Source organism: Pantoea phytobeneficialis (assembly GCF_009728735.1).
GTDB lineage: Bacteria > Pseudomonadota > Gammaproteobacteria > Enterobacterales > Enterobacteriaceae > Pantoea > Pantoea phytobeneficialis.
Map to the genome: position 1 here is coordinate 86,810 of NZ_CP024638.1, position 20,045 is coordinate 106,854.

A 20,045-nucleotide genomic window follows, 5' to 3' on the forward strand; every position below is an offset into this window, starting at 1 on the left:
CATTCGATGAGTCGGGAGCGCGGTGAGAAGATGAAAATACTTATTGTCGAAGACGAAGTGAAAACCGGGGAATATCTCAGCAAGGGGCTGACCGAGGCAGGTTTTGTGGTGGATCGCAGCGACAACGGCCTCACCGGTTATCATCTGGCGATGACTGCCGATTACGACCTGATCGTACTGGATATTATGCTGCCGGACGTGAACGGCTGGGATATTGTGCGCATGCTGCGTGCCGCCAATAAAGGCATGCCGATTCTGTTGCTGACCGCGCTCGGTACCATTGAGCATCGGGTGAAGGGGCTGGAGTTGGGGGCTGATGATTATCTGGTGAAACCTTTTGCCTTCGCCGAATTACTGGCACGGGTCAGAACCCTGCTGCGGCGCGGCGCTAACATCATTCCTGAAAGCCAGTTTCAGGTGGCTGACCTCACGTTGGATCTGGTTTCCCGTAAGGTATACCGGGGCAGTAACCGCATCACTCTCACCAGCAAGGAGTTCACATTGCTGGAGTTTTTTATTCGCCATCGTGGCGAAGTGCTGCCGCGCTCGCTGATTGCCTCGCAGGTGTGGGATATGAATTTTGACAGCGATACCAATGCTATCGATGTCGCGGTTAAGCGGCTGCGGGCGAAGATCGATAACGATTTCACCCCGAAACTGATCCAGACCGTGCGCGGTGTTGGCTATGTCCTTGAGGTGCCCGATGAGGATTAACCGCTTGCGCCGCCCGCTGTCGCTTGAGTTTCGACTGACCTTTTTTATCAGCCTCACCACCATCATCGCCTTTGCCGCTTCGGCCTGGATTATGTTGCATTCGGTGCAGCATCATTTCGCCGAACAGGACGACAACAATCTGCGCCAAATCAGCACGACCCTGTCCACCATCCTCAATAATCCGGACGAATCGGAACAACAGAAAGTCGATAAAATCAGCATCACTCTGAACAGCTATCGCTATATTTCGGTGTTGTTGCTCACCGCGGAAAATCAGGTTCTGTTCCGCTCGCCAGATGGCCCGGAGTTGATGCCGGTGGTGCACGATCCCGCATTTCGTCAAAAGCTGGCGTCCGGCGAGGTTTTTCTCTGGTCGGATGGCATGGCTGCACACTCGATGCGCAGCGCCAGCTATCGGATTATCGCTTCATCGATTGCGCCGGGTAATGACCGGTTGTTGATTGCACTGTCGATCGATTTTCATCTGCACTATCTCGATGCGCTGAAACATAACTTGCTGATTATCGCTTCGCTGATCAGCCTGCTGATCATCTTTATTGTGCTGTTTGCGGTGCATCGCGGTTATCAGCCACTGCGTAATGTCAGCGGGCGGATTAAGAACATCACCTCAAAAAATCTCGATGTCCGGCTGGAACCGAAAAGCGTGCCGATTGAGCTGGAGCAACTGGTGATCTCCTTCAATCATATGATCGCGCGTATTGAAGATGTGTTCACGCGTCAGGCCAATTTCTCCGCCGATATCGCCCATGAAATCAGAACCCCGATCACCAATTTAGTCACCCAGACGGAGATTGCGTTAAGCCAGCCACGAAGCGTGAAGGAGCTGGAGGATGTGCTTTACTCCAGCCTTGAGGAGTATAACCGCATGGCAAAAATGGTCAGTGACATGCTGTTCCTCGCCCAGGCAGACAATAATCAGCTGATGCCAGAACGTATCGCCCTGGATCTGCGTAGTGAAGTCATACGGGTGTTTGAGTTTTTCGAGGCCTGGGCAGAAGAACGCGAGGTGCAGTTAACGCTGGAAGGGGAAAGCGCCGTGGTGGAGGGTGACCCGTTGATGCTGCGCCGGGTGATCAATAATCTGCTTTCCAACGCCATTCGCCATACGCCTGCCGGTCAAGCCGTTACCGTCCAGCTCCAGCCGCGCGGGAATCAGGTGGAGATGGTGGTTGCCAACCCTGGCGTTCCGATTGCGCCAGAGCATTTGCCACGACTTTTTGATCGTTTCTACCGCGTTGATCCTTCACGCCAACGAAAAGGCGAAGGCAGCGGTATCGGTCTGGCGATTGTAAAATCGATTGTCACCGCCCATCAGGGGGAAATCAGCGTGGTGTCCGATGCCGTTACCACCCGATTTACTTTGCTGCTGCCGGGAATTAACGTTAAAAATGCGCCGTCGCGACTTTAATAATTCATCCCTGACAAATCACAAGTTCCTAATAAAGAAACACGATTGTTCTGACAAAACAACCCATCCTGATCCGACCGCACATTTTGTATGTCTGTCACAAAAAATAAATAAATAATTTCCTTAATACCGGAGCAAATGTTGTCATTGTTACCAGGTTGGCTTTAGAATCGCTTCATCACTTGCCGTTCAATGCACAGAAAAAGTTATAAGTACCGTGCAATCTGCTTTATTCTAAGCCAGAGTTGTGCTGTACTTCTCTGCACAGAAATGTAAGGGTCAAATGTTCTACCTATAATTGCGCAGTACAAAATCAAACAAAGCTTAATTTATTCGTTCAATGACACAGAATTTTTGGGAGAAGTCGATGAGTGATTCACTTAAGGCGTTTAATAATATTCGTACCCTGCGTGCTCAGGCGCGTGAAGTTCATCTGGCAGAACTGGAAGATATGCTGGAGAAGCTCACTATTGTGGTTGCCGAGCGTCGTGAAGAGAACCACGCAGAAGAAACAGCGGTGCGTGCGAAGGCAGAAAAGCTGGCTAAATACCGTGATTTGTTGCTGGGCGATGGCATCGATCCCACCGAATTATTAGATGCATTGCAGGCCGCCGGTAAACAGCGTACCAAACGCGCTCCTCGTCCGGCGAAGTATAAATATACCGATGAAGACGGGCAGGAAAAAAACTGGACCGGTCAGGGCCGCACACCTGCGGTGATTAAAGCGGCGATTGCCAGCGGTAAATCGCTTAATGATTTCTTAATCTAAATCCTGTACTGAACGTAGCGGCGCGATTTATCGCGCTCTTTTTTGCTAACACACCTTGCGCGATAAATCGTGCCGCTACGGAATGTGCCAGAAGTTATTCGGATTATTACCGGCTTTACTCGCGAGGATGCGCATTGTAATGTTTGGGTTAAAACATAATAATAGTCGGTGACTTTCTATGCATGCTTTGCTGACATCGCTAAGATTCCCCTCACCTTTTGACCAGGTTAAATCATTTAGCCCATTTCAGGCCGATATCATTAAAACCATTGCCCTGATGGCGATGCTGGCTGATCACATCAATACCATTTTATTAAATAGTCACAACGCCCTTCTTACGGCTCTTGGTCATAGCGCTTTTCCTTTATTTACCCTTATCTGGGCCGCCAACCTGCCCGATGATGCTGCACGGCTGCGTCAGCGCGCCAAACGGCTCTGGATGTGGGCGATAGCCACCCAACCGCTGTTCTGGCTGGCTTTTATGATGAAAGGTCAGTCATGGCTGGCACTTAACATCCTGTTCGCCTATGCCGGTTGTACGCAACTGCTGAGCTGGTTTGCACGATGGGGTGTCAATGGTGCGATGGCAGGGCTGGCGGTGCTTCTGCTGCTGGCATGGCCCTTGACACCTGCCAGCTACGGCATTCCCGGCATCGTATTTTGTTTGCTGTGTATGGCCGCCAGATGCATCAGTGCTGTCGCGGAAAGTCGCTTGTTTCTGCTGCTGGTGTGCGCGGCGTTGACATGGCTGAGTTTGCCCGGTCACGGCTTTCAAGACACCCTTGTTTACGATTTACTGCCAGGGCTGGTGCTACCACTGCTGATTATTGCCGCAGTCGCTGCGCTGCCGCATATCTCAGTGGCTCGCCTCTGGCCCCGGCGTTTTTTCTATCATGCCTATGCCGGACATCTCACCCTGCTTGGCGTGCTGGCGGTAATGCCGGTGCGCCTTTAGCGGCTGATTTCACCGCCATATCCGGTTACCTTCAGTACATCTCCGATCATTTCCACCACGGCAAATGGCGCGGCCTCTGCGCCATCCAACAGCCCTTGCAGGGTAAAAAATTCAGTATCGCCGATACGCGCATAGCCGCCGCGATGATCATGTCCCGCAAAACAGGCACGTACCCGGTAACGGCAAAATAGCGCCGCCAATTGGGGACCATTCCACAGAATATGCGTGGTATGCGGTGCCAGCGGATAGTGACCAAATACGATCACCCGCTCATCGCTCGCCTGCGCCTGCTGCAACTGCTGTTCTATCCATTGCCACTGCTGGCTGCCTACCCCGCCATTCCACGGTTGTGCCTGCGGCTGCTGGTTTGTCACCAGTTCTGCCAGCATGGCTTCAGCCTGCTGACGTTCGGCACCGCTGCAATACAGACTGATATCGTTACCGTCATACACCACAAAACGCCAGCCTGGCAGGCGGAAGCTGTAATAACTTTTTGGCAGCGGAACATCGGCCAGACGGTCAACCAGGCTGAGTGCATCATGGTTACCCATCACCACCGCATGCGGGTGTTGCAGGCGCTGATAAATCGGCAGCAGCGCGGCATAATCTCCCCAGTGACGATCAACCAGATCCCCAAGCGTTACGACAAAATCCAGCGGCTGCTGGTTCAGTTGCCCGATGATCGGCGGCAACTTGTGTAATGCATGGCGGTAGTAGCGGTTTTTCTCATGATCCGCCTCGATATCGGCGTACTGTGGGTCCGCCAGCAGGCCAAAGCGCAAGACCGGATTGAGTAAACCAGGGCGTAAAGTCGGCAATTGATAAAACTGACTGACATCGCCCAATAAGCTGCGCTGCTGTGCGGTTAACGGCTGAACAAATGACATGAAGATTGCTCCTTAACGAATACCGGCACGCATAAATGACTGAATAAATTGACGCTGGAACAGGAAAAACAGCAGCAACAGCGGCAAGGTGGTCATCAGGGTGGCGGCACCAATTAATGCCCACTGCACCCCCTGCTCCGGGGCGGAAAACAGTTGCAGCCCTACCGTTAATGGTCGTACCTGCACGGAATCGGTAATCACCAGCGGCCAGAGAAAATCATTCCAGTGAAAACTGATCGACACCAGCGCAAAAGCTACGTAAATCGGTTTCGCCAGCGGTATATAGATTTTGCGCAGGATATAAAAACGGCTGGCCCCTTCGATAATTGCCGCCTCTTCCAGCACCAGCGGAATACTTTTGAACGCCTGACGCAGCAGGAATATCGCAAAGGCCGAAGCAAAATAGGGCAGCGCAATGCCGGTCAGGCTATCGCGTAATCCAAGCGCGCCAATCGTTTTGTAATTATTCAGGATCAGCACATCGGGGCTGATCATTAATTGCAGCAGGATAAGCGCAAACAATATGCCGGAATATTTCATGCGAAAGCGCACTAACGCGTAAGCCGCTATAGTAGCTAAAACCAACTGCACGACCACGATCATCACAACCAGCAAGCTGGTGTTAATAAAATAACGCCCGAATGGCGCGGCATGCCAGGCGTTGACGAAGTTTTGTAGCGTCAGTGGCGCAAACAGCGAAAAACTGCCCTGCTCCGCCGCCGGATGGATCGCCACCCACAATGCCACCAGAATGGGTAAAAACCACAGCAGCGCCGCCAGCCAAATCACCAGGTTGAGCAATCTCATTGATAATGCGCTCGCTTATCCAGCAGGTTAAATTTAATCAGGGCAATGCTGGCTAGGATAACCAGCAATACCACCGTCATCGCGGCAGCAGCGGGCATATCCCAGTAGCTGAATGCGGTGCGATAAATATAGAACAGCAACAGACTGCTGCTGTTATCCGGACCGCCATTGGTCATGGCAATCACCTGATCAACGATACGGAAGGCGTTCATCGACGCATTGATCAGCACAAAGAGCGTGGTGGGCATCAGTAGCGGCCACTGCACGCGCCGGAAGAAATAACTGCGCGATGCGCCTTCTATGGTGGCCGCTTCACTCAGACGTGGATCGATTTGCTGCAACGCCGCGAGGTAGAAAATCATAAAAAATCCCGCCTCACGCCACACCGACACCGCCATCAGACAATACAGGGCACTCCCCGGCTCCCCCAGCCAGTTGACGGCGGGTAACGAGAACAGCGCCAACAGTTTGTTCAGCAAGCCAAGCTGCGGCGTGTAGAAAAACAGCCACAGATTGGCGATGGCGATCATCGGCAGCAGCGACGGAATAAAGAAGGCTGCACGCACCAGCGCGTTACCTCGCAGATGGCGGTTGACCGCCAGCGCCATCATCAATGACAGCGCTACCGCCAGCGGAATGGTGATCAACGCATACAGCAGGTTATTCCACAGCGAGCGGATAAATACATCGTCATCCAGCAACGCCAGATAGTTATCCAGCCCGACAAAGCGGGCCGGATGACCATTGCGTGCGGCACTGAACACGCTCTCCCACAGCGTCGCCAGCGCCGGATAATGGGTAAACAGCAGCAAAAAGCCCAGCGCCGGTAATATCAGTAAGTAGCCATACAGTTGAAGTGACCAGAACCGGGGGCGGCTGACCGCCACTGTTGGGAGGAGCGTGCTCATTATTGATACGCTTTTAACAGACGGTCGGCCTGTTTCTGCGCTGATTCCAGCGCCTCAGCCGGTGTTTTTGTCTGCGTCACCGCCGCCTCGATCGCGTGGTTCAGCGCTTCCTGGATCTGCACGCTGTTATAGGTCGAGAGTTCCGGCTGCGCGTACTTAAGCTGTTCGCGAGCGACCAGCGCCTGCGGCACATCCTTAACATAATCTTTCATCACGCTGGTATCCCAGGCGGCGGGCGACGTGGCAACGTAGCCGGTGGCGATACTCCAGCGAGCAGCCTGTTCCGGTGCAGACACCCAGCGGATAAATTCCATCGCGGCTTTTTGCTGTTCCGGTGAGGCATTTTTAAACACGTAGAGGTTGCCGCCCCCTGTCGGACTGCCACGCTGGGTTTTCTCCGGCAACATTGCCACACCGAACGGAAACTTCGCGTTTTCACGCACCACAGTCAGATTGCCGGTGGTGGTGACCATCATCGCGGTTTTGCCGCTGATAAAATCCTGCGGCGTGGTGCCCCAGGCGATGGCGCCTTGCGGTGACACGTTTTCTTTCTGTCCGAGATCGGTCAACCATTGCAACGTGGCAATATTGCCGGGGGTATTGAAATGCACCGCCGTGCCCTTACCGTTATCCAGACGACCGCCGTTAGTGGCAGACAACCCCTGGAAGTTCCAGTAGCCGTTGGGCGTTGACGGGATCTCAATCCCCCACTGGCTGACGCCGTTGTTATCTTTGATCACCAGCTTCTTACCGAAATCGACTACCTGCTGCCAGGTGGCTGGCGGCGTATTGGCGTCCAGTCCGGCTTTTGCAAACGCTTGTTTATTCCAGTACATCACCACCGTGGAGCGCTGGAACGGGATCCCCCAGACTTTACCGTCGATACGACGCAGAAAGGCTGGATAGAATCCGTCGATCCATTGCTTTCCTTCGGCATCATTCGCCAGATCGCTGGCAGCAACGATAGCGCCAGCATCAATCAACGAATACGCCTCAATATCGCCAATCACCGCCATCTGCGGCGCATTGCCGCCGCGAAAAGCGGTGAGCGCTTTGGTGACGGTGGTGGCGTAATCCCCGGTATAAACCGGCTGAATGCTGACCTCAGGGTGCACTTTTTCAAAGTCAGCCACCAGGGCATCTACGGTGTGGCTTACCTTTCCCCCAACCGCAATCGGGTAGTACATCTGCAATGTAACCGGTTCGGCGGCCAGTGCTGCTGAGGATGCGCAAAGTAATAAAGCTGAAGCGAGGCGTATGTGACGAAGTGCAGACATGATTTTTCCCTGATCGAAAGATGAAGGTTAAACAGCGTATTTTTTTTCGCATGAATAGAGCGTTTGCTCAGCCAGCCAACAGCGCTTTCCGCTGTGACTGGCAAACAAATATTGTTGCGAGGGAGACCATTGCAGCCCGACCAGACTGCCTTCCTCAAAGCGTTGCATGCCAGGCACCTTGACGGTGAGCGCGTCAGTGACGTTCGCCAGTGCACACACCAGCAGGGTGTCAGCCCCCATATATTCGTAGCTGATGACGTGGGCGGTCAGTTGTGCGTTATTCGGCTCGACCAGGGTGATATCTTCCGCTCGTAATCCCAGACTCAACGCGGATTCATCAGGATCGATCACGATCGGTGCCACCATGCGGCTGAGATAGTGCGCACTGCCCCGACAATGCAGCGGCAGAATATTCATCGGCGGGGCACCAATAAATTGTGCAGCGAAAATGCTGGCAGGATTGTTGTAGAGGTCATCTGGCGTGGCGTGCTGCTCGATGCGGCCGTCATTCAGCAAAATGATGCTGTCGGCCATGCTCATGGCTTCGGTCTGGTCGTGGGTAACGTATAACATGGTCAGACCGAGTTTCTTCTGCAAGGCACGGATCTCACGCCGCATACTCTGGCGTAGTTTGGCGTCCAGATTCGACAGCGGTTCGTCCATCAGACACAGACGGTGTCTGGCGATCACCGCCCTGCCGAGCGCCACACGCTGTTGCTGACCTCCAGAGAGTTGAGAGGGTTGGCGATCCAACAGTTTCTCCAACTCCATCAGCTTGCTGACTTCAGCCAGACGCGCGGCAAACGTCTGTTTATCCTCACCACGCGCTTTCAGACCGAACAACAGGTTTTCGCGCACGCTGAGGTGGGGAAACAGGGCATAAGACTGGAACACCATCGAGAGTTGGCGCTGTGACGGCGGCAGATGACTCATCGCATTGTCGCGACAGTAAATTTCACCCTGGTCGGCGTTTTCCAGCCCGGCAATGGTGCGCCGTAAGGTTGATTTACCGCAGCCGGACGGTCCCAGCAGTGCGACAAAAGTCCCTTCTTCCGCGGCAAAACTGATGTCGTTCAGGGCAACTTTATCGCCCCAGGCTTTGGTGATGTGTTGAAGAGAAAGGTAGCTCATGCGCCCTCTGGCCCGGAATCAGAATGGCGGTAACTTAGCTGGGGAGAGTGAAGGAATTATTTAAGTTGAGTGACGTTTAGATGATGGCAGGGTGATCCGGGTGCCGCATTAACACCAATTTATTGTCCGAACGATAACTCGTACTGTCATAAAATTTGACCCATATAAATTTCGTATAACATTATTCTGAAAATGTTGTTTCAGCTGATTATTCCATATCATAACTTTCAATGGGTTGCATCATCTTGTAACGAAACGTAATAAGCGCTCTTCCGAAAAAAATACAAAATAATTACACTTTTTCGGACCGGTAAGAGATGCTGCCTTCCCGATCACACAGAGATAATAACAATGAAAAACACCTACTACATCAGCATCTCCAAAACCAATGATAATCATATCCTGCATAACGCTACCTGCCGAATTTATGCGGAAAATAAAGAGGATATGATTCTGATTGGTCGTTACGAGCAACTTGTGATTGCACTGGGCGTTTCTCGCAATAACTTCAGAAAAGTCACACCCTGCCCGCAATGCGTCCTGAAACGTCGGTTGTATAACTTTTCACGACCACGGCAGGAACCTGTCCCGGTGCGCCATTTCCCGGATTAATTACCGGGCATGGCTGACAATCGTAGCGGTGCGATTTATCGCGTGATGATGCTAAAACGCGCGATAAATCGCGCCGCTACATGTCAGAGCCTTCCTCAATTGCCCCGCGTTTCCCGCCGCCAGGCATAGCTACAGGCGATAATCGCCAGCACTAACGCCGACGCTTTGACCAGCCATTCGGCGGTTATCACGCGCCTGAGCATACTGAAATAACCTTCTGCATAAAGCGGCACATTGGCGATTTTCAATGCAAAAATATAGAGGACACCCAGGACGACAAGCTTACCGATAAACCAGCCAACCGCTGGGACAAGCAGCCAGAGTTTGCGGTTGGCAATACGATTCCTCAGGCAAACGAAGCACAGCAGCGGTATCATTGCCGGGATTATCTGGATGCTGTTCACCGCAATCAGTTGCACCCACGGCACGCCGAATTGTTGACGCATCTGCTACGACATGGCGATATCAACAGGTAACGCGCAATACAGCAGCAAAAAACAGACAACACCCCATACCAGGGCAGCCCTTAACGCATTATTCATCCTGGTTCACCTCACGAGATATGTTGCGTGTATCGAACAATGCATAACAGTAAAGTTATTTACCGCCATGAAATCTGATATTTTTCTGAGAGTTACCAGGAATTTTCTTTGAGCGATTAGGTTTTTGCTACGCGGTGATCAGCCTGATTATTACAACACCCGTGACACCCCCCACATTCTGCGGTCGTGTTCTGTGGTGCGAGCGTAAACTGATGCGACGTCATGCGTTTACCCAGACGACGCATCACCATCAGGATGACACCATTCAGTGCGATCACGCTGACCACGCAAAGCGAACTGAAGCCTGGATGTGCAGCAAAACTCACGCTTTGATAAAACAGGGTAGCCAGCGACCAGGCAATGTTTAATCCCCAGAAGAAGGAGAACAGCATCCAGTTGCGCCCTGCTTCACGGGCAATCGCCCCCATTACTGAGACGCAAGGCACGTAAAGCAGCACAAAAATCAGATAGCTGTAGGCAGCGAATCCATTACCAAATTTCGCACTCATCGCGCCCATCTGCCCGGCATCCATCACACCATCGCCTTTACTGGCCTCGATGGGGTTTGACAAGGCGCTTAAACTGAAAGCCGCCGTCAGGCCATCGCGGGTTTGTGTCAGTGCGTCTTTGATTTCACTTAGCAGATTAAATTCGCGCGGGTCGAATTTCCCACTCTGAATATCTTCCCCGGTATAGAGACTGTTCAGCGTTCCTACCACCACTTCTTTTGCCATGATGCCAGTAACCAGCCCAACCGTGGCCTGCCAGTTATCTTGCGTGACGCCAATGGGTAGTAAGACTGGGGTAATCACTTTGCTGGCAGCAGCCAACGCCGAGTCATTGATGTTATCGACCATTCGGCCAGTTAATGAAAAACTACTCAACACGCCAATCAACATGCTGACCAGGATAATGACCCTGCCCGCCCGTACGATAAACATTTTCAGCCGCTGCCAGGTTTGCAAGAGCAGGCTTTTAAGATGGGGTCGGTGGTAAACCGGCAGTTCCATAATAAACGGCGAAGCCTCACCCCGTAACAACGAGTGCTTTAACACCAGGCCGGTGCCAATCGCTACCACCATACCCAGTACATACAACGAGAAGACCAGGCTGGCACTGTGCGTATCAAAAAAGGCAGCAGCAAATACGGCAAAAATTGCCAGACGCGCGCCACAAGACATAAAGGGGGCAATCAAGACCGTAATCAAACGTTCACGCGTGGTATCCAGGGTACGAGCGCCCATTACGGCAGGCACATTACAGCCAAAACCGACAATCAACGGCACAAAGGATTTGCCGGGTAGCCCCAGCGATTGCATCAGACGGTCCATCACAAAGGCGGCGCGCGCCATATAGCCGGAATCCTCCAGGAACGACAGGAAAAGATACATCAGACCAATTTGTGGGATGATCGGCAGCACCGTGTTGATCCCGGCTCCGATGCCCTGAGCCAGAAAGGTTGTCAACCAGTCCGGGAAATGCCAGCTGTAACCCAGCCATTGCGTACCATGAATAAACAACGCCACCGAACCGGCATCAAAGATAGGTTGTAGCGCAGCGCCAATATTGATCGACAACACAAACATCAAATACATCACGGCGAGAAACACCGGAATGCCCGCCCAGCGGTGAAGAAGGATATTGTCGAGTCGCTCGGTAAAACGACTCGGGGTACTGTGCTGAATATTGCTGACGGCGGCGCATAGTCCGTTTATGGCACGGTAGCGTGCATCGGCGATTGACATTGCGGGGTCATCGCCGGCCTGTCGGGTGAGGTCAGCGAGGTGTGGCACCACTGCCGGACAGAGCGACTGACTATTGATATCGCCTTCCAGCAACTGCAATGCCAGCCAGAATTGTTTTTCTGCTGGAATATCAGACGGCATCCAGGCACATAAGCGCGGGATAACCGCATCGATCGCCGCCGGATAAATGACCTGCCTGACTGGCTGATGAGTCCGTTCGCTGTCAATCACCGCCTTCAGTTGGGCTATGCCTGCACCACGCGTCGAGGTGAGCGAAACCACCGGACAACCCAGTCGTTGTGATAGTGCGGCAATATCGATATCAATGTGCTGGCTGGCGGCAATATCCTGCATATTCAGCGCAATAATGCAGGGCACACCCAGTTCCAGCAGTTGGAAAGTGAGAAACAGATTGCTTTCGAGGTTGGATGCATCAACGACGTTAATTACCAGGTCAGCATCATCATTAAACAGGTACCGGCAGGCGATGCTTTCATCAATCGAGCTGTCGGCAGAGAGGGTGGTCAGCGAACGCGTTCCCGGCAGGTCAATCAGACGGACATCCGCCTGCGCGGTGAAAAACTGCCCCTCTTTACGTTCCACCGTGACACCTGCCCAGTTTCCCACACGTTGGCGTGCGCCGGTCAGCTGGTTGAATAAAGTTGTTTTGCCGGTGTTGGGATTGCCAATCAGTCCGATGGTGAGTTGTTTCATGACACCACTTCCTCAAGCAACAGCGAGGCCAGATCACTGTGTCGTACCGCCAGGCTGACGCGACGGGTGCGAATTTGCACCGGATTCCCTAGCGGAGCGACACGGATAACCTCAATCAACGATCCAGGTAACATCCCCATGGTTAACAACTTCTGCCGCCAGTGTGGGTTTATCGCAGGTTGGTAACCCGCAATGCGCCAGGTGGTTTGCGTTTTTATCTGCATATCATCAGCCAGTCCGGTAATCAGGAACGGCGATTATATAAATGATAAGCATTCCACTTTTTTGATCTGAGACGTGATCAGAGTGGGGAGCAGGGTTTTAATTTCAATAAATGTTAACGGCGAGCGTATTTGTGCGGATTTTCAGGTTTTCATCAGTCTATTGCCAGGCCGACGAGCTCACTAGGCGTCTGGCGGGATCTGCTATAAAGGCAAAAGGATGTTGTAATTATTATCAGAAACAGCCTCACCAACGCGTTGGTAAAACTAAGAATGGGTCACGCAGCAGCGCCTTAAATAACGCTGCTGCGGAAATAATGCCGCTAATGTTTTCTGCTATGTGCCCCCAAGCCGGAATAATTGACAAAAGACCTGCCGCTGTCTTTGCAAATTATATCCACTTTTTTGTGTGTTTCTTTGTGCATGGGGAGTTCGGTTTCAGAATAAAAAAACGCAGGGCACCCCTCAATATCGCAACGATATATTGGTGCCAGATTATGAGATTGCAGGTGCTGATAATAGGTGGCAAAGCTATCAAAAACTCGACTGCATAAGGGGTTCATACACTTGAAATTATTCATTCCATGATTTGCCACAAGGAATGTAAGGAATACATGGCGTTGTTGAATAAATCGAACTTTTGCTGAGTTGCAGGATCAGATCACGCATTCTCCTGACTACGCAGGCAGTACCGTCGCAAAGCAGAAGTTCAAAATCACCAGCTGGTCCACCTACAACAAAGCCCTCATTAACCGTGGCACCCTCACTTTCCGGCTGGACGATGAGGTGATTCAGGCCTGGTATGAGTCAGCAACGCCTTCATCCGGGGGAAGACCTCCGCGCTATTCTGACCTCGCCATCACCACTGTGCTGGCGATTAAACGCGTATTCCGGCTCACTCTGCGGGCTGCACAGGGTTTTAATGATTCCATTCTTCCCTGATGGGCGTTCCGTTGCGTTGTCCGGACTACACCAGTGTCAGCAAACGTGCTAAGTCGGTCAATGTCAGTTTTAAAACACCCACCCGGGGTGAAATCGCTCATCTGGTTATTGATCCCACCGGACTGAAGGTCTTCGGTGAAGGTGAGTGGAAAGTCAAAAAACACGGTAAAGAGCGCCATCGTATCTGGCGAAAGTTGCATCTTGCTTTGATGGTGAAACACATGAAATCATCTGCGCAAACTAACGGTATCAGCGATACGGTTCCACAAAACGATACTGAACGAGTTTTATCAGGTAACGTTCCGTAAAAAGTTACACGGTGATCTTGATACATTGCAGTCGGATCTTGATGAGTGGGTTGCTCACTATAACAATGAGCGAACTCATCAGGGGAAAATGAGCTTTGGGCGGACGCCAATGGAAACATTACTTGATGGAAAATGCATCTGGTCAGAGAAGAATTTAAACCAGATGTAATCTGACAGATACCTGTATAAATAACCGGTAACTGTCAGATCAGGTCTGAGCTAATACATTCTACAGGTCTTCAACCCTGTGCCATCAGCGACAAAATCCTTCCGTTTGGTTTATGTCTGGGAGTGTTAGAAATTCTGTGTCATTCCAGTAATATGCAATTAAAAAGGAATGACACATGTCTCAGCCCTTCGATTTCGATAAAGCGCTAAAGGCACTCCAGTCCGGTCAGGCATTAACTGGCAGGGATGATGTCTTAACGCCATTAATCAAACAGTTAACCGAAGCCGCTCTTGCTGCTGAACTTGACTCACATCTGGCTCAGGATGTGGAGGCCAATCGTAAAAACGGCTCCGCTAAAAAGACCATTAAAGCCCCGACCGGACCCTTTGTACTGGCAACTCCGCGTGAGCGGAATGGCACTTTTAAGCCGGTGTTGACAAAGAAGCATCAGACCACGCTGTCTGATGAGATCGAACGCAAGATCATTCGGCTGTTTGCGTTGGGAATGAGTTACCAGGATATCAGCCGGGAGATTGAAGCTCTTTATGCCTTCAGTGTCTCTACTGCCACCATCAGTTGTCACCAACAGTGCAAAAGTGATTCCTGAACTGAAGCTATGGCAGCAGCGCCCACTGGGAAAGGTGTACCCGTTCGTCTGGCTGGACGCCATCCACTATAAAGTTCGTGAAGATGGCCGCTATCAGAGCAAAGCGGTTTATACCGTGCTGGCGCTGAACCTGGAGGGCAAAAACGAAGTTCTGGGCCTTTATCTGTCGGAAAGCGAAGGCGCGAATTTCTGGCTGTCGGTATTACGTGACCAGCAAAACCGCGGCACTGAAGACATCCTGATCGCCTGCGTGGACGGACTGACCGGCTTCCCGGAAGCGATAAACAGCATTTATCCGCAGCCGGAAGTTCAGTTGTGCATTATCCACCAGATACGCAACTCAATCAAATACGTGGCTTCAAAGCACCACAAAGCGTTTATGGCAGACCTGAAGCCGGTATACCGCGCAGTGTCAAAAGAGGCAGCGGAAACGGAGCTGGATGAGCTGGAGGCAAAATGGGGTGAGTAGTATCCGGTGGTGCTCCAGTCGTGGCGGCGAAAATGGGAAAATCTGTCAGAATATTTCCGCTATCCGGCGAATATTCGCAAGGTGATTTACACGATAAATGCCATTGAATCGGTCCATCGCCAGTTCAGGAAACTGACAAAAACCAAAGGCGCTTTCCCGAATGAAAACAGCCTGCTGAAACTACTTTATCTGGGGCTGATGAATGCACAGGAAAAAAATGGACAATGCCCATCCAGAGCTGGAATTTGACATTGTCGCAGTTTGCCATTTATTTTGACGGTCGATTGAATAACGTGATGATGTTGTAGCATTTTTAACGTGACACAGAATTCTGAACACTCTCTTATGTCTCTCTATTTAATCTCCTCATGGTCGTGGTAAATCTCTGATAACACGAGCAGGAGTATTTTCCGGCTCATTAGAATCATAACGAGGCACTGACTCCATCTCCGCAGCATTGTTGCGGTACTTCTCACGGAACCACGACTCGGTAACGTCAATTCGATCCTGCTGGGCTTTATTGCCAACGCTGAACCGATGGACTGCATTATTGGCATTCAGTACCGCGCCGCTGTCCAGCAGGCGGGTCACCGATTTTTGCTCACCATTGATGACTGCATTCTCGCCCGAACGACGTGCGGTTACTGCCGCTGCAAGCCACCACGTTTCCTGATCGGCTTCGCTTTGTGGATACACCTCCACCCTGTCGCCATAATCAACAACCTCAGTCTTTCCATTACGCTGGTATTCAACGCATCCGTGTTTGCTAAGCATGACATCATGTGTCGGATTACGAAGAAGCGGAGCATCATCACCCGGCCCAAAATAAACCACTGCGTCAGGAGATTTATTCTGAGTGCCACGTTCCTTAGCAATACGTTTCTCACGGTAAGCCCAGCCACGCATCTGACTCAGTGCAGCAACGTCACCATTCACCGCTTCACGTTCAACCCATGACTTCCAGCTCAGCGGACGGCTTTCTCCCGTATCTTTAAGAGTCTGACGCTCCTCACGCAGCTGCAGCCGTAATTCGGCCATTGCCTTCATCTTTTCAAACTCGGCAACGCGGTACATCAGTTTGCGCATAAGCGGGTCCCTGACGGTGTCACGGACGTGGGCTTTGGCGACCACACAGTGGGACGCAATCTGACGGAACCGCTCACCTGAGCGCAGGTCAGGCTTCTCCCAGCCGGTGCGATAAGCGTCATAACGGGCACGCAGAATGTCACGCGCTATCGCGCGGGCTTCGCGACGTTCACGACGCGCTTCCTGGTCACGAACGTGAAGCTGAGGCATGTAACAGTTCTGCATGTCCAGCATGCCGTCTTCAGGACGGTCAGGGTTATAAACCGGAGGGGCTGGCTGATACTTTCCGTGCTGACTGACCATCGAGACCAGACTGATGTCCGGATGAACGTCAGAAGCTTTCACGCTGACGCCTTCCGGGTTCATCAGATCGTATACGGCCAGCCCACCGCTCTGCTCGCGCAGTCCCAGACCGCGGGTATAGAGAATATTATGCAGACGGTCCCAGCTCATGTTGTCCTGCGCAATCACGTCAGAAAGTAACTGCCGGGTTTCCCGTACCGCATAGCCGTGCAGGCTTTCTTTGTCTGAGAAGATTTCACGCTTAGCAGCACCGCGCGGAGCAGACGGCATATCGCGACGGGTACGGTGAAGGTCACCGTACTCATCCATATGCCAGCTGCCGTTATCCACTTTGAAATCGAACTCACGTTCCAGCACGCGGCAGCACTTCTGTAATTCATCGGCGTCGTTCCACATGTTCTGCGCGCGGAACGTGGTCGGGTGTACGCGGTTAGCCGATACGTGGCAGTGGATATTATCCGTGTCACGGTGAATGGCAGCCACGTACTGGTGTTCTTCCATGCCCAGCTGTTTGAGGCTGTAACGCACGGAGCGGAATACCGCATCGGGTGACGGGTCCTCATCGCCCTGCCAGGACAAAATAAAGTGATACACCGCGTCTTTACAGTGGCGGTTCTGCGAGGCGGTCATATCCATTTCTGATGCGGCAGTGTCCAGAGACCAACAGTTGGTTTCACACAGCACTTCACCCGAGAGCACGCGTTGAATGCCCTCGGGTGAAATGCTGACGATTTCGGTGGCAGGTGCTGCGCGCTTACGCCCGACGTAATCAACCAGCTGGCCAAATCCCGGCGTGGAGACATATTCGGTACCGGTGCTGATCGCTTCATGCGTCACGGCTTCACCCGGTTTCTTTTCCTCGCGCGTGCTCACGTAATTGACCAGCTTCCTGAAGCTGGTCTTCTTATCGCGACGCTTTGGCGGGATGATAACGTTCATCAGTCTTTCATGTCCTCGACAGGAAAAGGGGTCATATCCAGCGCGTTTATGGCGTGCTTGATGCTGGTCAGCACCTCGGAAAACTGGAGGCTCAGTTCGGTCGTCATATTCGACTGCATCTGGGTATACAGGTGTTTCTGCAGGCCGCCAAGACGCTGTAGTTCGTTCATCATGCGAATGTCAGTGCGCACGGTAATGCGGCGGTTAAGTGCCGTGCGGCGAAGGTACTCAGATGTAGTCAGCCCTGCAGCTTCCGCCTTCTTATTAATGGCCTCGTACTCTGCATCCGTACAGCGGCATTTGACCAGTTTATCTCTCTGACGCTTTTCACTTTTCGACATAACTCAACCTTGGCACATTACCCGGGTCTCGGGGCGGAGCCCTGAGCAGGTCGTTTTGGGAATCACTGCCAGCGTGCTGGCGGTGGTCACAAAACATTTCCTGTCCTGTGTTTTAAAAACTATTCGTATTTTTCCACTTAGCTGGTCCGAAGTAAACCGGCGTCATGTGAGGTGAAGGGGGGAATGGTGGTATAAATCCAGAAAAATCGAGTCTTTACCAATGCGAAGGAAGAAATGAGATGGCGGTACGTAATGTTTTCACACAGGAGCGGCTGGATGAGGCTCGCAGGAGGCTGGAAAATCTGCCGGATTTGACTCCGCAGCGCATCACCAGAGAGGCCGCACTGAATGATACCATTCTGGTTCTGGCGAAAGAGAAAGGTTACACAGTAGCGGATATCAAATCAGCACTGGACGCAATGGATTTTCGTTTCAGTGATAAAGCTATTTCTGCGGTGATAAACGGAGTAAGTGGGAAGAAAAAGCGTCAACCTCGTAAGTCTGAACCAGCACAGGATAAAATCAAACCGCAGGACAGTCAGACGGCATTATGAAAATCTCCGGCAGGAAAAACATTAACCTGCCGGAAATTTTCAACCAGTTGAGAACGGATAAAATCACTCCATTAAACAGGCTTCAGCGCCTGAGTGAATCAACTATGCCTGACACCTTCATTAAGATTTTCAATTCAGAACCGAAGGATAGTGAAACCCGTGTCAAAGTCATACACCGCAAACGGATAACTGTCACGGAGGTAAATTTTACGCCCATCCGGCTCATCTGTGGGTTCATCGATGACGGTGAGTGACAGAAATTCTTTACCCTGAATTCCGCCAGACCTGCTGAAAACACCGCAGCAATAAAGGTAGTCAGCAAGGTCATTGAACTGCTCCGGAGTGAGCGACTTATCTGTATTTTCTGAATTTCCTTTAAGCTGATTAAGCGCATAATAAATGGCACACTCGGTGATATTGTAAATCATCAAATGTTCCTCATCAGTCAACGGGCGACCGAGTCTGAAGGAAACAGAATCGGTCACCAGTTCGGTGAATCCATCATGCGAGTCAGTCATCGCTTCTGTAATATCTTTGACGGTCATTTTCATTTCGTTCAGTCCCACTGTGTATCTTCGTCGGATTCCACATCGAAGTACATCCTGGCGGTATTCAGTGCACCTTCAAAAGAGACAGGACCACTGTCCGGCCAGCAGTGCGCGCACAGATGCATCAGGTCGGTCAGAAGATCAGTGACGGCAGTGTCAGCCGGTTCGTAGCTGTTTCCGATGCCCGTCATATCCGCGAAATGTAACAGCACGGATGCAGCAAGATTGATGCGGCGTGCGTTGTCTGTCTCCGTTTCGACAGCCAATGCCCGTGCCGACAGGGCCTGTAAATCCAGGTTGGTGAACGTTTTTTCAGAAAGCGATGCGGTCAGCGTGGTGCTGGTTTCAGAATGCATAATCATTGCCTCTGCGGTGGTCTGGCACAAAGGTGATTTCCGGACAAATGACGTACCGGGGCCGGTCATACACTGGCCCCGGTACGCATCACGCGCAGATGGTTCGGTTATAAATCACCTTAAAATCGGTGTACTCCGGGCCATCCCGCAGCGGCTCCAGCCGCACCACGTTCTCCGCAACGCCGTTCATGGTCAGCACGCGCTCGATGCCCGCGTGCCAGTCTTCATCCGCGCTCAGCGGAAACCAGAGGTTACTGTTAGCGCCGCTCAGTAGCGGGTCGGAGCAGACGTGCACGCCGCGCCCGTGGCGGGTGTTATCGCTGGCCGTCACGATCAGTTCACCGCGCACCTGACGTGTAAATGACGCGTGTACCAGCTGCGTCACGACGTCGTCCCAGCACCACTCCTCATCATCCGGGACAGGCAGCTCGACGCAGCGCAGTGACTTACACCCCGCGCGCGCCATGCTTTGTGCCAGCCCCAGCACGGAGGGCTCACCGCTCGCCGCATCCGTGCCGGTGAGCCAGTAACCGTTGTGATAAAACGCTTCGTCGCCGTTATCCAGACGCATGAAAGTGTATTCGCCCAGCACGCGGATAATGTCGTTCTGCGTCACGGCTGGCTTCGCGAAAGGTAAATTCAGGGGCGTTGCAATGCTCATGCCTGCACCTCCAGCTGCTGACGCACAGCGCGCATGAAGTGGGGCCACTGA

Annotated in this window: 19 protein-coding genes and 3 pseudogenes; 9 read left to right on the forward strand and 13 right to left on the reverse strand. The window is 52.2% G+C overall.

Annotated elements, in window-relative coordinates:
• Positions 1–30: 30 nt before the first annotated feature.
• The 4 genes from CTZ24_RS23665 to CTZ24_RS23680 all read left to right on the forward strand — a co-directional run bounded on the left by CTZ24_RS23665 (position 31) and on the right by CTZ24_RS23680 (position 3,867).
• Complete coding sequence (locus CTZ24_RS23665; RefSeq protein ID WP_021185311.1) at positions 31–714, forward strand: copper/silver response regulator transcription factor; 684 nt, start codon at positions 31–33, stop codon at positions 712–714.
• Entirely contained in the window at positions 704–2,143 is a 1,440-nt protein-coding gene (locus CTZ24_RS23670) for a Cu(+)/Ag(+) sensor histidine kinase (protein ID WP_208726635.1), read from the forward strand. The genes CTZ24_RS23665 and CTZ24_RS23670 overlap by 11 nt, the downstream gene beginning before the upstream one ends.
• Before the next feature lie 367 nt (positions 2,144–2,510).
• On the forward strand, positions 2,511–2,912 hold the full coding sequence (locus CTZ24_RS23675; RefSeq protein WP_208726637.1) for an H-NS family histone-like protein: 402 nt from the start codon (positions 2,511–2,513) through the stop codon (positions 2,910–2,912).
• Positions 2,913–3,090: 178 nt separating this feature from the next.
• On the forward strand, positions 3,091–3,867 hold the full coding sequence (locus CTZ24_RS23680; protein ID WP_208726641.1) for a TraX family protein: 777 nt from the start codon (positions 3,091–3,093) through the stop codon (positions 3,865–3,867).
• Here CTZ24_RS23680 and CTZ24_RS23685 read toward each other — a convergent pair.
• The 5 genes from CTZ24_RS23685 to CTZ24_RS23705 are packed head-to-tail and all read right to left on the reverse strand — an operon-like array spanning position 3,864 to position 8,877.
• The gene (locus CTZ24_RS23685) at positions 3,864–4,754 is read right to left on the reverse strand and encodes a metallophosphoesterase (protein WP_208726642.1); all 891 of its coding nucleotides are present in this window, start codon (positions 4,752–4,754) and stop codon (positions 3,864–3,866) included. The genes CTZ24_RS23680 and CTZ24_RS23685 overlap by 4 nt on opposite strands.
• Before the next feature lie 12 nt (positions 4,755–4,766).
• Complete coding sequence (locus CTZ24_RS23690) at positions 4,767–5,561, reverse strand: carbohydrate ABC transporter permease (RefSeq protein ID WP_208726645.1); 795 nt, start codon at positions 5,559–5,561, stop codon at positions 4,767–4,769.
• The gene (locus CTZ24_RS23695; protein WP_208726647.1) at positions 5,558–6,469 is read right to left on the reverse strand and encodes a carbohydrate ABC transporter permease; all 912 of its coding nucleotides are present in this window, start codon (positions 6,467–6,469) and stop codon (positions 5,558–5,560) included. Before CTZ24_RS23695 ends, CTZ24_RS23690 begins: the two co-directional genes overlap by 4 nt.
• Positions 6,469–7,746, reverse strand: coding sequence for an ABC transporter substrate-binding protein (locus tag CTZ24_RS23700; protein ID WP_208726649.1), 1,278 nt, complete (start codon positions 7,744–7,746; stop codon positions 6,469–6,471). Before CTZ24_RS23700 ends, CTZ24_RS23695 begins: the two co-directional genes overlap by 1 nt.
• Before the next feature lie 27 nt (positions 7,747–7,773).
• The gene (locus CTZ24_RS23705) at positions 7,774–8,877 is read right to left on the reverse strand and encodes an ABC transporter ATP-binding protein (RefSeq protein ID WP_208726655.1); all 1,104 of its coding nucleotides are present in this window, start codon (positions 8,875–8,877) and stop codon (positions 7,774–7,776) included.
• A 351-nt stretch (positions 8,878–9,228) separates the two neighbouring features.
• Between CTZ24_RS23705 and CTZ24_RS23710 the strand changes: the two genes are divergently transcribed.
• Positions 9,229–9,489: a hypothetical protein gene (locus CTZ24_RS23710; protein ID WP_021185320.1), complete on the forward strand. Its 261-nt coding sequence runs from the start codon at positions 9,229–9,231 to the stop codon at positions 9,487–9,489.
• Between the two features lie 95 nt (positions 9,490–9,584).
• On the opposite strand, the gene CTZ24_RS23715 is transcribed toward CTZ24_RS23710, so the two are convergent.
• From CTZ24_RS23715 to feoA, 3 genes are all read right to left on the reverse strand, one after another.
• On the reverse strand, positions 9,585–9,935 hold the full coding sequence (locus CTZ24_RS23715) for a hypothetical protein (protein ID WP_208726657.1): 351 nt from the start codon (positions 9,933–9,935) through the stop codon (positions 9,585–9,587).
• A gap of 212 nt (positions 9,936–10,147) precedes the next feature.
• The gene (gene feoB / locus CTZ24_RS23720) at positions 10,148–12,490 is read right to left on the reverse strand and encodes a Fe(2+) transporter permease subunit FeoB (protein WP_208726659.1); all 2,343 of its coding nucleotides are present in this window, start codon (positions 12,488–12,490) and stop codon (positions 10,148–10,150) included.
• On the reverse strand, positions 12,487–12,714 hold the full coding sequence (feoA, locus tag CTZ24_RS23725) for a ferrous iron transporter A (RefSeq protein ID WP_208726660.1): 228 nt from the start codon (positions 12,712–12,714) through the stop codon (positions 12,487–12,489). Before feoA ends, feoB begins: the two co-directional genes overlap by 4 nt.
• A gap of 645 nt (positions 12,715–13,359) precedes the next feature.
• Between feoA and CTZ24_RS23730 the strand changes: the two are divergent.
• The 3 pseudogenes from CTZ24_RS23730 to CTZ24_RS23740 form a co-directional block, all read left to right on the forward strand.
• Positions 13,360–13,894, forward strand: a pseudogene (locus CTZ24_RS23730) (IS5 family transposase); the annotation flags it as partial.
• Positions 13,890–14,130 (forward strand): annotated as a pseudogene (locus tag CTZ24_RS26945) (integrase core domain-containing protein); the annotation flags it as partial. The pseudogenes CTZ24_RS23730 and CTZ24_RS26945, both read left to right, overlap by 5 nt.
• Positions 14,131–14,305: 175 nt before the next feature.
• Positions 14,306–15,514, forward strand: a pseudogene (locus CTZ24_RS23740) (IS256 family transposase).
• A gap of 58 nt (positions 15,515–15,572) precedes the next feature.
• Here the strand turns inward: CTZ24_RS23740 and traI are convergent.
• Positions 15,573–17,534 (reverse strand): TraI/MobA(P) family conjugative relaxase, encoded by a 1,962-nt coding sequence (traI, locus tag CTZ24_RS23745; protein WP_208726662.1) that lies wholly within the window; start codon positions 17,532–17,534, stop codon positions 15,573–15,575.
• Complete coding sequence (mobA, locus tag CTZ24_RS23750; protein WP_208726664.1) at positions 17,534–17,875, reverse strand: plasmid mobilization protein MobA; 342 nt, start codon at positions 17,873–17,875, stop codon at positions 17,534–17,536. Before mobA ends, traI begins: the two co-directional genes overlap by 1 nt.
• 239 nt (positions 17,876–18,114) lie before the next feature.
• On the opposite strand from mobA, the gene CTZ24_RS23755 reads away from it, so the two are divergent.
• Positions 18,115–18,429: a hypothetical protein gene (locus CTZ24_RS23755; RefSeq protein ID WP_208726666.1), complete on the forward strand. Its 315-nt coding sequence runs from the start codon at positions 18,115–18,117 to the stop codon at positions 18,427–18,429.
• 134 nt (positions 18,430–18,563) lie between these two features.
• On the opposite strand, the gene CTZ24_RS23760 is transcribed toward CTZ24_RS23755, so the two are convergent.
• From CTZ24_RS23760 to CTZ24_RS23770, 3 genes are all read right to left on the reverse strand, one after another.
• A complete protein-coding gene (locus CTZ24_RS23760) occupies positions 18,564–18,974 on the reverse strand; it encodes a hypothetical protein (RefSeq protein ID WP_208726668.1) in 411 nt (136 codons plus the stop codon).
• 11 nt (positions 18,975–18,985) lie between these two features.
• Positions 18,986–19,333, reverse strand: coding sequence for a hypothetical protein (locus CTZ24_RS23765; protein ID WP_208726670.1), 348 nt, complete (start codon positions 19,331–19,333; stop codon positions 18,986–18,988).
• 88 nt (positions 19,334–19,421) lie between these two features.
• Positions 19,422–19,994: a hypothetical protein gene (locus tag CTZ24_RS23770; protein WP_208726672.1), complete on the reverse strand. Its 573-nt coding sequence runs from the start codon at positions 19,992–19,994 to the stop codon at positions 19,422–19,424.
• Between the last annotated feature and the right edge of the window lie 51 nt (positions 19,995–20,045).

What these genes read in the sequence shown, in the direction of transcription:
- CTZ24_RS23690 (WP_208726645.1), bottom strand. Translation starts at nt 5,561, where the DNA reads ATGAGATTGCTCAACCTGGTGATTTGGCTGGCGGCGCTGCTGTGGTTT.
- CTZ24_RS23715 (WP_208726657.1), bottom strand. Translation starts at nt 9,935, where the DNA reads ATGCGTCAACAATTCGGCGTGCCGTGGGTGCAACTGATTGCGGTGAAC.
- CTZ24_RS23765 (WP_208726670.1), bottom strand. Translation starts at nt 19,333, where the DNA reads ATGCATTCTGAAACCAGCACCACGCTGACCGCATCGCTTTCTGAAAAA.
- CTZ24_RS23710 (WP_021185320.1), top strand. Translation starts at nt 9,229, where the DNA reads ATGAAAAACACCTACTACATCAGCATCTCCAAAACCAATGATAATCAT.
- CTZ24_RS23685 (WP_208726642.1), bottom strand. Translation starts at nt 4,754, where the DNA reads ATGTCATTTGTTCAGCCGTTAACCGCACAGCAGCGCAGCTTATTGGGC.
- CTZ24_RS23695 (WP_208726647.1), bottom strand. Translation starts at nt 6,469, where the DNA reads ATGAGCACGCTCCTCCCAACAGTGGCGGTCAGCCGCCCCCGGTTCTGG.
- CTZ24_RS23770 (WP_208726672.1), bottom strand. Translation starts at nt 19,994, where the DNA reads ATGAGCATTGCAACGCCCCTGAATTTACCTTTCGCGAAGCCAGCCGTG.
- feoB (WP_208726659.1), bottom strand. Translation starts at nt 12,490, where the DNA reads ATGAAACAACTCACCATCGGACTGATTGGCAATCCCAACACCGGCAAA.
- CTZ24_RS23755 (WP_208726666.1), top strand. Translation starts at nt 18,115, where the DNA reads ATGGCGGTACGTAATGTTTTCACACAGGAGCGGCTGGATGAGGCTCGC.
- traI (WP_208726662.1), bottom strand. Translation starts at nt 17,534, where the DNA reads ATGAACGTTATCATCCCGCCAAAGCGTCGCGATAAGAAGACCAGCTTC.
- CTZ24_RS23760 (WP_208726668.1), bottom strand. Translation starts at nt 18,974, where the DNA reads ATGACCGTCAAAGATATTACAGAAGCGATGACTGACTCGCATGATGGA.
- mobA (WP_208726664.1), bottom strand. Translation starts at nt 17,875, where the DNA reads ATGTCGAAAAGTGAAAAGCGTCAGAGAGATAAACTGGTCAAATGCCGC.
- CTZ24_RS23680 (WP_208726641.1), top strand. Translation starts at nt 3,091, where the DNA reads ATGCATGCTTTGCTGACATCGCTAAGATTCCCCTCACCTTTTGACCAG.
- CTZ24_RS23670 (WP_208726635.1), top strand. Translation starts at nt 704, where the DNA reads ATGAGGATTAACCGCTTGCGCCGCCCGCTGTCGCTTGAGTTTCGACTG.
- CTZ24_RS23665 (WP_021185311.1), top strand. Translation starts at nt 31, where the DNA reads ATGAAAATACTTATTGTCGAAGACGAAGTGAAAACCGGGGAATATCTC.
- CTZ24_RS23705 (WP_208726655.1), bottom strand. Translation starts at nt 8,877, where the DNA reads ATGAGCTACCTTTCTCTTCAACACATCACCAAAGCCTGGGGCGATAAA.
- feoA (WP_208726660.1), bottom strand. Translation starts at nt 12,714, where the DNA reads ATGCAGATAAAAACGCAAACCACCTGGCGCATTGCGGGTTACCAACCT.
- CTZ24_RS23700 (WP_208726649.1), bottom strand. Translation starts at nt 7,746, where the DNA reads ATGTCTGCACTTCGTCACATACGCCTCGCTTCAGCTTTATTACTTTGC.
- CTZ24_RS23675 (WP_208726637.1), top strand. Translation starts at nt 2,511, where the DNA reads ATGAGTGATTCACTTAAGGCGTTTAATAATATTCGTACCCTGCGTGCT.